The following is a 12,945-nucleotide window of genomic DNA, read 5'->3' on the forward strand; positions in this document are numbered from 1 at the left end:
TGTCGCACATTCACTCCACGAGAAACAGAAAGCCCTTGCCCATCAAGGCGTCGCGGAACGCGAGCGTGCGCGAACTGTGCGGTTCGAATGGCACTGGTTGACCCAGTGTTGACTGTCGCCGGCGCATGGTCGACAGCGCGGTCCACCTCCTTGTTCCCGAAGAGCGCATCTGCAGCGACCTGAGCCTTCGAAAGGATCGCGCCTGCCCTCAGATCGAAATCGCGCCCACCTCGCGGATTGCGCGCGACGGGCACCGCGGGGCCCCTAGTTGCACTTAATATCTACCACATAGCCGCCCCAGGAAGCGGCGGTTGCTCCCTGGGGTTTTGCTTTGAGATCGCCGCTACAGAAAATTGTTGTTGACGCTCTGACTTCTGCCACTATTGAGACCGTGCGTACGGTGAGTACCACTAGACAAATCGCAATCACCGTCAGCATTGTTTTGGTATAGAAATCTAGCTTCATTTGGCACTCCTTTTGTATTCCGAGTACACACAAATTTACCACCTCTCTCTTCACATACCCGAGCTAGCCACTTGAGGTATCCGGCTCGTGCTGGTTGATTTTGTCAATCACGCGGCTAACCTGGGGTGCGCTCAAGATTTGGATGAAAACGTACGATAGTCGCACCGCACAATCATATAAATCAACGACTTCGCGCGCTTGTCTTGTCGCAGTCCATATCACGACAGCACGAGAAGCACGAAGCCTTACCCACCAGGGCGTCGCGGAATGCAAGCGTACGCAAATCCGAATCCTGAGGCTACCCCAAACAGGAAGTGTTTGATTTAGCTCGAAATGTTATTAGGGTCGACTCGCAAACCCGCATGGGGCCAAGGGCCCGCTACCCCGCATAGGGGTGCCGTCAAGAAACGGACGCCAACGTACGTTAGCCGCACCGCACCAGCAATACAAACAATGAGTTATCGAAATGGCGCTCTTTCCTGTGGCCCCTCAGGAAAAGGTTCCACTTGTCATGGCGTACGCAAACGTCCGAATCTTGAGCGCACCCCTATTTTGGCGACGCGTTACCCATCTGCGTCGAAGATCCGGCACCCGACTCAGACGCGCCGCTCAACTGACGCTCTGTCGATTCGTTCCCCTGCCCAAACAATGCATGCGTCGATCACCTGGCTAGACTTAGAGCTCCGTTTTCTATGATTCAAAGCCCGCGAGGCACTGTTTTGCCGGACTGCTTCGTATGAGCTTGTCTAATCGCTGGCTCGCTTCAACAATCGCTTGCAGACGGGTTTCCCGCAGTTGTCGATCGTGCTCGTTGACGACTACCGTAAGTGCTTCGACCAGAGGTTTTGGAAAAAGCCATTCGCCCGAATCGCGACCGTGATTCAGTGGATCTGAAACTTGGCGTTCAACGCTGTCGAGAAATTTGGTTTCGAGCAGGCCATGTCCCGCCTGCGTTAGAAACCCGGTTAGTAGTGTCACCTGAGCCATGCAATGGGCTGACGCACGATCCCCAGCCCCACTTCGGATCGTTTCGAGCGCCAGCCTGGTGCGCGACAATTGGGAAGTCCGCTCGGCCATCATAGTTGTCGCGCAACCGGCGCATTGACTCACCAAAACTGCAACTTCCGCTGACCTGTTGCCTCATGTAGTTTGCTACCGGTCGGATTGTCCGGCAGGAGCGGTGCGAGGTGACGAGGCAAATCAGCATGACGACACGCAAGGAGTTGGTTGCAGCATTGCAATTGCGGTATAGCAGCGCGGCGTTCGGCGACCGGATCAAGATTCTCGACGAGTTCGTAGCTTTGACTGGGTATCACCGCAAGCACGCCATACGGCTGCTGCGTGAGAAAGCATCCCCTACGCAGGGGACGCCCGCACGGAATCGTCTCTATGACGAGGCAGTGCGCCAAGCATTGATTGTGTTGTGGGAAGCGGCCGATAGGATTTGCGGCAAGCGTTTAAAGGCGCTGATTCCAATATTGGTTGATGCCATGGAACGGCATGGTCACCTTGACCTGGATCCCGTTATCAAATCGAAGCTCGCTCATATCAGCGCGGCTACCATCAATCGCATGTTGGCCAATGCGCGGTTGCACATCGACGGGCAGCGCAAGCGCCGTAAGGGCGTGGGTGCAGCAATTCGACGAAGCATCCCAGTGCGCACATTTGCTGACTGGCGCGATCCGCCACCCGGATTCTTTGAAATCGACATGGTCGAACACTGCGGTGGCCCGAAGACCGACGGTGACTTCGTTCACACGCTCACGTTGACTGACATCGCCACTGGCTGGACAGAATGTGTGGCGATGCGAGTGCGTAACCAGATGCTGGTCATTGAAGGGTTGGACAAAGCGGCGGCCGATCTGCCGTTCGCAATGCTCGGGGTTGACTCGGATAACGACAGCGCGTTCATGAACCAGAGCGTCTTCGATTACTGCAAGGGACGTGGTCTTGTTCAGACTCGCTCGAGGGCTTACAAGAAGAACGATCAAGCGTGGGTGGAGCAGAAGAACGGCTCTATCGTGCGTCGGTTGGTCGGCTATGGCCGGCTGAGCGGCATCGATGCCAGGAACGCCTTGGCGCAGTTGTACGCATCCTCGCGGTTATACATTAACTTCTTCCAACCCTCGTTCAAGCTGAAGTCCAAGACCCGCGATGGCGCACGCGTGTACAAGGTCTACTTCGCGCCGGCGACGCCGTGCGATCGGCTTCTGGCGCACGACAGCATCGAACCCGCTATAAAGGAGAAACTGAAGGCGCAGTTCAAAGAACTCGATCCTGTGCGCCTTCTGCAGGAGATGCGAACGGCTCAGCAAATATTGAGCGATCTCGCTGCCCACGGAGTGCGTGCCGAAACGGTATCTGCTGACGCATCGGACGTTGCAGTCTTCCTCGCAAACCTGTCTGTGGCGTGGAAGGACGGGGAAGCACGGCCCACTCATCGAAAACAGCCCACAGCGAAACACTGGTGGAGAACCCGAGTCGATCCGTTTGCTGACGTATGGCCGGTTATTGAGGGCTGGTTGATTGCTGAACCCTCTGCATCGGCGGGAGCCGTGATGAGTCGACTTGCCGCAATGGTGCCCGACGTCTATGCAAGCGAGGCACAGTTACGGACGCTGCAGCGTCGCATCAAGGTGTGGCGAGCCGAGCGCGTCAGAGAACTGATCTTGGGCGGTCTGCGCAAGTCCGCCGAGACGCCGGTTGAAGCATAAGTTGCGGAAAAACTGGAAGCCAGAGAGACCGGGCGCTTCGCGCCCGGCAAACCATAAAAGGAAGGAAAAAGGCAAAACGACAACAATCGGTCGGGTAACATTCCTTCTTGAGGCAACACGACCGGACATCGTAGTTGACGATATCCAGCCAGCCGAAACTGAAGACTAATTTTATTGACGGAAGCCTGATCCATCGGCAAGAACAAAGCTTTCAGGTGCATCGACTTCGCGGGCATCGCTTTTTCCTTCTTTCGTTTCTTCGACGTTGCCATCCACAAGTCCAATTTTCGTTGTCGCGAAGCTGGCTGACGACGCATCCCTGCAGCGACTCCACGGAGCAGCAACAACGCATTCAAACTAAAACAACTTTTCTAAGATTCCATCACCTGGTCCGGTGCTACATGTAGCTCGAACAAAAGATGGTGCCGTGTGGCGAGCTCACGTTTTCGTCCGTTTCCTGAAGCACCCGAACTTCAAGGCATCCAGCACCCGTCGATTACCTGTCGGCCTTCGCAACCAGCGCTCGCCGGTATTGGTCGTTGTCGACAAGCAGGTGCTTGACACGCTCCTACAGCTGTTTAACGTGCTAACGCAAGGCGTCTGCCTCTCCGGTCGCCTGCAAGCGAACCAAGTCGTTCTGGAGAACACGACATTTCGAGCAATGGACTAACCTGCCGACGCTGGACCGAATTCCTCCAATGGATCGAAACCCATCAAGCGCCCTCAGAACGCGTCGTCCCACGGCTTCGCCGTGCCTCGCGGATATTTCCCCTCAAGGCTCTGGTTAATAGCCTCAGCAAAGGCCTTGCACTCATCACGCAGTGATTGGACGTCGACTTTCGACAGGATAACTAGGTTGCCGTCGGCATCGCGACCGGCTCGATGCACAATGTCGTGGCGAACCTTTACGGCAGCCATTAACATCGAGATGTCCGGCAAATCTATCTGGAAGGTAGCCTTCAGTATGGGCTTAACTTTATCCAACCGATGCCACATGAAGGTGCTCAGATAGTCCTTGACTGACTCTTTGAGTTTGTCGAATCGCACAAAAATTTCCGACAGCGTAAGGCTTTGTGACTGGAAATCCTTATTGGTCGCCACAAATCGGCGTAACACCTGCTCGTCTGCTTCTAGCCAAAATTTAAGCGTATCCGAAAGATATGCTTCGAGGGCGGCAATCATCGATCCATGTGCCATCTGATGAACAATATGTTCGGCCCGCGGATTCCCGGCGACAGTGTCTAAGACAACGTCAATCTGGTCGAGCCGCTCAACCAGAAATCTATAAGGATCGTCTCGGGAAGAGACCACTAGTTGCGACAAATAGCCGTCGTAATCGACACCCTCGTGCTGGATAGGTGCCCAGTCATTACCCACATCGCGGTACAAGCCATGGATGACAGGTTCCATGATTTCGTATGGAACGATATGTCCGAAGCGCTCTTGTATCTCGTCGTTCGGATCGTAGGGGCCACCCCAGACGTAAACGTAGTCCTTGTCCTCTCCGTCCCAAGGAGTTTGATTGGCAGGATCTTCGTAACGGTCGCAGAACCACCGCAGCATCGCCGCTTGCAGTAGTTCAGGAGGCGCGTCGGCGAGCCACTCATCGTTTGGTTCGAATGGGCTCAGCTCGACGTTTCCAGCTTCGGGTGGAAGATCAAGGTTACGGTAGTCCATAGGTGTCTCTTTCGTCGGGCTCGTCAGGCTCGGATTTCGTTGGGAATTGGTGGCGATAATAACCGGCCTGGATATTTCATTGCTGCCTAGTCCGTGTCGGCAACTAGATCAGTCGCCGCTGCTCGATTCGCATCAACATCGCCAGTTGCGGGTCGTCTTTGGTCGCCTCCTGTTCGCTAAGCTGCCGGAGGATTGCGCCGGCGGAGAACGGCCAGTTAGCGGAATCTTCATCGAGAATGGCAAGCATCAGATCGAGCAGACTTCGTGGCGAAGTGCCGACCAACTTCTCGGTGATCTTCGGGTCATAGAGCACGATGGAATGGCCCCTGAGCGGAACCAGTCTCGGCACCACCACTTTCACCAAGTCAACGAGCTGATCCGGTACCGAGGTCACAAGATCAACCAGCTTTTCCGACAACTCCGGTAAGCGAAGCGCTTTCTGACGCGGCCACACGCGTAGCAAAAATCCGTGCAGCTTGCCTGGGAACGGTGAGTCCGGTACCTGCGCCAGCTGCTTGAGGCACCGCAGTGTTGACGTACGGAATTCTTCCTTGGCGTGAATCAGGACCTCCCGCAATTCGCTATCCGAAAGATACTCGCCCGGATCGCGCGAAAGATCGCCGTATCCCCATGCGAGGAGGAGGATATTTGCCAGCCGCCCTGCTTCTTCGCGTCTTAAAGCGCTACGGCATGCCAGCGAAACGAGACTACCCCTGATTTCCCGAAACAACACAGGCTGCGGATTGTTGTTCCTCCAAAAATAGCCCGACCAGAAGGCGCGACCGTCATCGTTATCGATCGGCTGAACTGCGAGCGGCAGGATATGCTGCATGGTCCAGTCCTTCGCTACAGAGAAAAGCCAGTTCATTCGCCCCGCAATCATGACGATTGCATACTGCCTGTAGTCACCCGGCATCGCCAATAAATGCTCCAGACGGCGAAGCCATACCCCAGGCAACCCCGTTTCGGGCGTGGCCGACTGCAGCCCGGGATATTTGAACCACGTGTCGACCATACGGCCGACGCTGTTGCGCATGCTCCGATCCGCCCAGCTCCTTTTCGAATTCACACTGACGTTCATAGGCCCATCCTTCACCGCGGCCAGAATGGCGACCCAGAGCGCGTCCCGGGCTAGGGGAGTGCCGGCACTCAGCTGCTGGAAATTCCGACATAGCCAATCCGCGGCGGGATCAGCGAGCTCGGCAAGGTGCGCTGCCGGGAGTCGAGCGAGTCGATGCGCGATCGCACGAAGCAAACCCGGGGAGGTCTCGGTCTCGACGTAGAGCAGCGTGCGCCATGCGGAAGGATCGAATATCCCGTTTTTCCCGGCGACCGTTATGGCGCTCAGTGCGCGCGCCGGCCTTGCTCTCGCAAGACCGTTGAAAGGCCGGAGGATCACGCCCTCGGCGAACCGATACCCACCGAGATCCTTCGCCTTCTCGACGATCTCGCCAAGCGGCAACCGATCGAGTGCCGAGCTACTGTTGTCGGTCCCGAGGATCCTTGGCCCCGAAACCATTGGCTGCACGGCGTCCCGGGCACTGTCTTCCGTCCAGTCCGATGCGAGACTCCGCAATGCAGCGATTGCAGGCAAACGGTCGGCTGACAGGCTGACACCGTGCGTTGCGAGCCACTGGATACGGTCAAGCCGGTAGCGAGCAACTACGATTTCTCTGTCGGGCTGGTCATCATCGAACGGGTAGTGACCGCTGCACAAGCGCTCCTCAAGCAATACAACCGTGGGAGATGGCAGTTGCAGCCACCGATTTTTCAGTGCCTGCAGAAGGTCTGTTTGGTTTGCATGCGTCCAGAATGACCGATCATCAAGAGCCAGAAAAGTGTGGCCAGCATCCTCTCCCGATGTGAGCGCGGGTTGGCCAGCCGCCCAGATTCGCAACCGTGCGAAGGTGGGATCATTGGCGTCCCAGCGGGCAACCTCTGCGCTTGCAACGCCTTGGTCAAAATCGACCAGGCGCGACACCATCGATGCCAGTGTGATCAGGTGTGCCCTGACATCAGAGTGAAAGCCATTTTGCTCGTCATCGCTACTGTTCGTGATCGGCTCGATATACATGGTATCCCGATGGCCGAGTTCGTCCTCCAACTGCAGGCCCTCCTGAAGCTGCTGCCTGAAGAGTGTAACGGCGAGGGCAAGCGATTCAGGTGGTATCTGAAGCGGCTGATGCGGGCGGGGATATTCCACGTCGACTTGGATCACATCCTCAAGCTCAAGGCTGTCGCTTTGTTCAGGCGCCCTTTTGCGCATGGAAGCCTCAACCTTAAGAAAAGGTCGATAGAGCGCCATGGCATGCCGAACAATCTCAGGCGACCAGCCATCGGCCTGAGCATCCTGTTCGATGGCATATTGGCCTACGTCCGTGTCGCGCGTGGACCGCTTCCAGCTTCGCAGCAGAAGGCGCCAGCCCGCTCGTACCACCGGTGAGTAGCGGCCCGAATCTATACGCAACGACCGCTCCAGGTCATCCAGAACATGGGGATGAAACGGTATCTGTTTTGCAGCCCACCACAAGGTAGCTGGCTGGTTGGCGATCCTGACGATCCATCGACCCAGGTTTGCGAGGCGAGGCGGCAAGGCCGGAACGTCGCCGGCCCGGATGCGAAAACGGGCAGTCGCCGCCTCCGGAAGCGCCTGCAGGTCGCCGTGCGTAGCAATCATTCCATCCCACACGTCGGGTGCCGCCCGCTGCAGGTAGATATTTTCGGGATCGGGCGGTTCGGGCAGTGGGTCGGAGTCGAGTCCGAATGCCTCGAACGGATCGAACCGGCTTGGCTCTCCGTCTTCATTTCTTTCCGGGTTGCCATAGCGTTCATTTCGATCAAACACGAACAGCCAGTCGGCCGGCAACACGATACCGTTGCTCGCGATATGTCGGGAACCTGTCAAGTTACCCGCAAGATTGGCTACGATGCCGCGCTCGTGAGGTGCCATTGCAGCAGGTCCCAGCGCGGCCCCCTCGATGACTCGGTCATACCAACCGTCGAGGTCGCGTGCGCGATCGGCCCATCGTGCGAGGGTGTCCCAGAGGGGCGCGTGGCCGTTGGAACTGTCATAGGTGATTGGCTCAACACCCTTATGCGCCCATTGCTGCGCAGCCTGTTCCCTATCGCCCGACTGGAATGCGTAGAGGGCATGACGCGGGCGTCCCGACCGGCTCAACGCTTCCAGAAGATACTGGACTGGAGGATCATCAGCCGAGTAGCCAACAAACACGATCTTGTAACGTTGCAGTAGCGCCTGGATATAGCGGGTAGCCCAACCGTCCGAAAGATACGCGTGACCGAAATCGGCGCTGGATAAGACAAATTCGTCGCCGCATGCGCGGCGGTATTCAGCATCGACGACACCATGCAGATGAATGATCCCGTGGAAGTCTCCTTCCCTGCCAGGATCAGGCAGTTGCGGCGGGTACGATGATCTGAGGTCCGGCCCGCACGCCTCGAACAGGCGGTCAAAGTTCGTTGTGACGATGCGAACCAGACCTCCGCGCGCACGGGACAGATCCAGCAACGTCCGATGCGCGTCCAGACCGCACTTTGGCGGAGGTTTCAACGCTATAGACACCGCCTCACGGACATCGGATGCTTCAAATTCACGTTCAAGCATGCCGAAGACTCGGTCGAAAGCGACCAGGCCCTTGACCTTTGCGGCCTGTTCCGCCGTCGCTGCGGCCTCGATCAGCCGGCGCGCGGGGCTATCAGTCGCCGAACCAAGAAGGTCTAGAACATCTCTGGCCAGCTTGGCGAAATCTGGCAGGTCCGCCTGTGCACGCGAAACGCCTGCCCCGCAAAAGAACAACACATTCCCCGCGTCACGGGCGAGCAACAGCTCATCGGGAATCGACGGTCCGTTTTCCACAAAGCGCATCGGCGTCCCTATTCTCTTGTTTTTAATGCATGGATACGGCCAACGAGTCAGGCCCTTCCGCTCTCAGACTTCGCCCGCCACTGGAATGTCCGGTGGCGTTGACTCCGCCCTTGCATGATGAAATTATGTCCGGCCCGTTCGTACCGCATCAGGAGCGGGATGTGCGGTTGCCGAGCGCACGCCAGTACTGGTCATTATCCGGCACATTGTCTTTGCCTCTCTGCTTCAGCGATTTCCACTTCCCTCGCCTCTCGTAGCACGCCGTCGATGGAGTTCGCAATAGTGAGTCTCGCGGGAAATCACCGTCCGACTCCTTTCACCCCTTGCTCCGCAAGTACAAGCCACCGGTCCAGAATAGTCAGCAGATCCGCAGATATCTGCACCTGCGCGTGCGGCCAGAGTGACCCAATCCCGACGATGGTTTTAGCGATGAACAGCATGGAATACTGCAACGGCATCGCTACCACTTGCAACGCACCGGAGTCCCCCGCGTGAGTCAACGTCAACTGACTCAGCGCGAACGGTAGCGTGTGGACGTACTGGGACAGGAACGTCGTCACACTGATGTAGTAGTCGTGGTTGATTCCGCTGGCAGCATTGCGATCCTTTTGACTTCGAAAGTATGCTGGAGCCTTGCCAGCAGCGATCTTTCCTTTCATATCATTCGATAGGTCGGTGTAGAAAGCGTGGGTGGTGACCATGCCGTGCAAGGTTTTCGCGCTGGTTCGGATTTCCTCGACACCCGGACCAGCCGCGCCGATGTTCTCTAGCATGTGCAGACGATGTTCTTGGTCATGCAGTTCCCATACCAAAATCCGTAATTCACGTTCGGGAGGAAGGATGGTCTGGAGGCTAATGTACGCCAATGCGTCGAATGCCTCGATCAAAGTGCGGGCGATCGCGCAGGCAGCGCCGATATCCCAAAGTTCAGGTGGCGAGGAGCGCTCAGGCGTAGGAGATAGCTTTCGCAGGCTGATCGCGTGACAAAGCAGTTTCGTAAAGATGGTCTCGGCGTACGACAGATGTCTTTCAACGACGGTGCGTCCGACCAGACGGTCGGACATCGCGCAAGCATGGGCGAGGATCGCATCGTATTCACTGAGGATCGCCCTGTATCGCTCCGGGGTCATAAGGCCGATGCTCATCGTGGTCGCTCTTCCTTTACAGTTATCCGCCGGAGGAGCTGCCCTCCAATAGGATCTGCATGTTGTAGGGCGTCTGGCAAGTGATCGCTTCGCATGCGTTTCCATTTTGACAGCTTCGAGAGCGAAGCCTAACAGCGTTGCAAAGGCAATCAGCGCGAATACCGGCATGATATTGTTGACGACGCTCATTCCGAGTTGCAGTTTGCCTCTCGTGCGAAATGGTGGCTTAGCTAGTGCGACAAGTTAGCTGTCGGCGGTCCATCGCCGTAGAGCGTATTAAAACTATCAACGTTGCGACAATAAATGTGTCAACTGGTGATCATACCTCGACCACGTTCCGTCCCAGCCTTACTAGGAAAGGGTTTCCAGACGCGAATTAATTGTGTCACCGGCGAAGGTCGGTCCGGCGGTAGCAGTAGCCGGCAGTAAGGTCTTAGTCAGGGCCAGAAGCGGTCACTCGACGGATAGGCGCGAATCATCGACAATCCGGACACACATTGATCACGAGGCTCGCACGGCCTTACGAATCTTGCGGTGCCACGCGCGCGGCGAATTTTTGGCGGCGGCCGATCCACCAGGAGGCGCTAACCCGATGCACGACTCCGATTGGATAGACCTGGACCGTCTGGTCGAAGACGCAATGAAGTGTTGGGGCATTCCCGGTCTTGCCATCGCCGTGGTTCAAGACGATGAAGTCATCTTGCTAAAGGGTTATGGCGTGCGCGAGCTCGGAGTCAACGCTCCGGTTACATGCGACACCCAGTTCATGATCTGCTCGCTGACCAAGTCAGTCACGGCCGCTGGACTCGCGCTTCTGGTCGACGAGCAACGGTTGGATTGGGAGACGCGAGTTCGTGAAATACTGCCGGAGTTCCAGCTTTGCGACGCGGCCGCGACCGAGGCAATCACGATATCCGACTTGCTTACGCATCGCAGTGGGCTTCCGCGTCACGACCGGATATGGTCACCTCCGGGTGAGCGGTCGCGGGAACAGATTCTTGAAGCCATGCGCTATCTGGAACCCAGCCGAAAGCTCCGCGAAGCGTACCAGTACTCGAATCTCGGTTACGTTGTAGCGGGAATGGTCGCGGAACGACTTAGCAGGCAAGCGTGGGAAGAATTTACGGCACAGCGGCTGTTGTTACCTCTCGGCTTCAGCAACTTTGGATTTTCGACAGCAGCGTTGGAATCGTCGATCGACCACGCGCATCCGTATGGCCTCGACGGGCGTGATGTTTACCGCGAGGAGTTGTGGCCGATGCATGCGGCACCTGCTGGAGGCATCACTGCCTCGGTAGAGGATATGGCTCGTTGGCTTCAGTTCCTGCTATCGCGGGGACGCGCCAATGACAAGCAACTCGTTTCAGTTGCCGCGGTTGATGCAATGATGACCCCGCGCGTAGACGTTGGCGATTCGGAGTTTGCGGAAATTGGCAGAAGCCAGTACGGATACGGGCTAGAGTCTGCACACTACCGGGGTGACCGGTCTGTCTTTCACACCGGTTCGCTACCGGGCTGGGCCACGCTGGTCAGCATGCTGCCGGATCATGGGATCGGTGTCGTCGTGCTTACCAACCGCGACCCTTGTTCTGTTCGTGAATTGATAGCTTACGCAGTCTTTGACCGATTGCGCTCGCTCCCGCCAATCAACTGGCTGGAGATTTTTCAGATCAAACGGAAAAAGCAACTTGAAGAAAAAGCATACACGCAAGGCTTTGAAGTGCCTGGCGTGTCGGCCTTACTCTTTGGCGAGCCACCCCGCGATTTCGTTGGCGAATATGAACATCCGGCCTACGGTTGCATCTCAATCGTTCAAACCGCGTCCGAGGCGCGCTGGTCCTGGCGGGGTCTCAGCGGGGTACTGATATATCGCGGTGGAGACTCCTTCCAGCTAAAGGAGGACGGTATACCTCGCTATGCGAGCGGAATTCCGATCTTGTTTGAGAGAAACGCCGGGGGTCTCGTTGATCGTCTGAAATCGCCGCTCGAGCCGGCCGTCTCGGATATTGTCTTCCAACGTCAGATAGCCGGATGAATGATCGTTTTAGCACACGCTTGCCGAATAGCGGCCGCTAGATGGGCCGTCAGGAACGCTAACAATCGATTTGCAAACGGCGACAGATTCCTTTAGAGCGAAGAGAAGAGCGCCCATGATGAGGATGCGTTCAACCCGGGGGCTACATCAGACTTTGAGGAGCACTTGTCTTGCTGGTCTCAGGCTTTCCTACACAGCTTCAGCTGGACAGCTTGAGGATGCAGATCCTTTCGATTAGGAGCAAAACGTGTATTCGGAGCATCCCTCGTTTCCGCAGCCAGAGGACGACACAGTAAGAGTGTGGCGATATATGGACTTCACGAAGTTCGTCTCGCTGCTTGAAAGCCGTTCGCTGCACTTTACGCGAACTGATAAGCTCGTCGACCCATTTGAAGGCTCGTACCCGAAGTTGAGCGTGCTCGCCCGACAAAATCCACCTCCCGGCTTCCCGGTTGAGCACTACGCGGCATATGCGAGGGCTATGACGGAGGACGCACCGAAGATGGCAAAGAACATGGTCAAAATGGTCGGGCTAAATTGCTGGCACATGAATCAGCATGAGTCTGCGGCGATGTGGTCTCTGTACTTGAACAACAGTAATGGCGTAGCCATCCAGTCCACATACCAAAAGCTTCGAGACTGCTTCGCGGGCGTTCAAGAGAATGTCTTTCTCGGCGAAGTTAGATATATAGACTACGAATCGGGGTTCATCGCGGGGAGTTCAAACGCGTTCGATCCGTTTACATAAAAGCGGAAGAGCTTTGAGCACGAAAAAGAGGTGCGCGCGGCTATTGTTCGGGCGCCACCAACTGTGGAAGGCGTTGGGTGGGATTTCGCGGCCACGACGTTTACACATGGTGAGCTAATCCCCGTCGCGCTCAACCTCCTAGTCGAAAAGGTGTACGTAGCCCCGAACTCACCGGAATGGTTTGTAAGTCTGGTGAGGGCCGTAATCAAGCGATATGAGTCAACCTTCGAAGTAATGCACTCGCAAATGGACGCTGGACCGTTATGGTAGCGACT

General features: G+C 56.6%; 8 protein-coding genes. 3 read left to right on the top strand and 5 right to left on the bottom strand.

Annotated elements, in window-relative coordinates; all coding sequences use genetic code 11:
- Positions 1-264: 264 nt before the first annotated feature.
- Together M0D69_RS02895 and M0D69_RS02900 are read right to left on the bottom strand one after the other, a co-directional pair.
- On the bottom strand, positions 265-465 hold the full coding sequence (locus M0D69_RS02895) for a hypothetical protein (protein ID WP_301780577.1): 201 nt from the start codon (positions 463-465) through the stop codon (positions 265-267).
- 690 nt (positions 466-1,155) lie between these two features.
- The gene (locus M0D69_RS02900; RefSeq protein ID WP_301780578.1) at positions 1,156-1,545 is read right to left on the bottom strand and encodes a hypothetical protein; all 390 of its coding nucleotides are present in this window, start codon (positions 1,543-1,545) and stop codon (positions 1,156-1,158) included.
- Between the two features lie 338 nt (positions 1,546-1,883).
- Between M0D69_RS02900 and M0D69_RS02905 the strand changes: the two genes are divergently transcribed.
- Entirely contained in the window at positions 1,884-3,179 is a 1,296-nt protein-coding gene (locus tag M0D69_RS02905) for a transposase family protein (RefSeq protein WP_301780694.1), read from the top strand.
- 723 nt (positions 3,180-3,902) lie between these two features.
- Here M0D69_RS02905 and M0D69_RS02910 read toward each other — a convergent pair.
- The 3 genes from M0D69_RS02910 to M0D69_RS02920 all read right to left on the bottom strand — a co-directional run bounded on the left by M0D69_RS02910 (position 3,903) and on the right by M0D69_RS02920 (position 10,076).
- Positions 3,903-4,856: a HEPN domain-containing protein gene (locus M0D69_RS02910; RefSeq protein WP_301780579.1), complete on the bottom strand. Its 954-nt coding sequence runs from the start codon at positions 4,854-4,856 to the stop codon at positions 3,903-3,905.
- A 103-nt stretch (positions 4,857-4,959) separates the two neighbouring features.
- Positions 4,960-8,742 carry an SIR2 family protein gene (locus M0D69_RS02915; protein ID WP_301780580.1) on the bottom strand — a complete coding sequence of 1,261 codons (3,783 nt, stop codon included), beginning with the start codon at positions 8,740-8,742 and terminating at the stop codon, positions 4,960-4,962.
- Positions 8,743-9,041: 299 nt separating this feature from the next.
- Positions 9,042-10,076, bottom strand: coding sequence for a hypothetical protein (locus M0D69_RS02920; protein WP_301780581.1), 1,035 nt, complete (start codon positions 10,074-10,076; stop codon positions 9,042-9,044).
- A gap of 403 nt (positions 10,077-10,479) precedes the next feature.
- Here M0D69_RS02920 and M0D69_RS02925 point away from each other — a divergent pair, with 403 nt between their 5' ends.
- Both M0D69_RS02925 and M0D69_RS02930 read left to right on the top strand, forming a co-directional pair.
- The gene (locus tag M0D69_RS02925) at positions 10,480-11,922 is read left to right on the top strand and encodes a serine hydrolase (protein WP_301780582.1); all 1,443 of its coding nucleotides are present in this window, start codon (positions 10,480-10,482) and stop codon (positions 11,920-11,922) included.
- 310 nt (positions 11,923-12,232) lie between these two features.
- Positions 12,233-12,670 carry a hypothetical protein gene (locus tag M0D69_RS02930; RefSeq protein WP_301780583.1) on the top strand — a complete coding sequence of 146 codons (438 nt, stop codon included), beginning with the start codon at positions 12,233-12,235 and terminating at the stop codon, positions 12,668-12,670.
- Positions 12,671-12,945 lie beyond the last annotated feature (275 nt).

Source organism: Caballeronia sp. SEWSISQ10-4 2, assembly GCF_030464885.1.
In the GTDB taxonomy this organism is placed as follows: Bacteria; Pseudomonadota; Gammaproteobacteria; order Burkholderiales; family Burkholderiaceae; genus Caballeronia.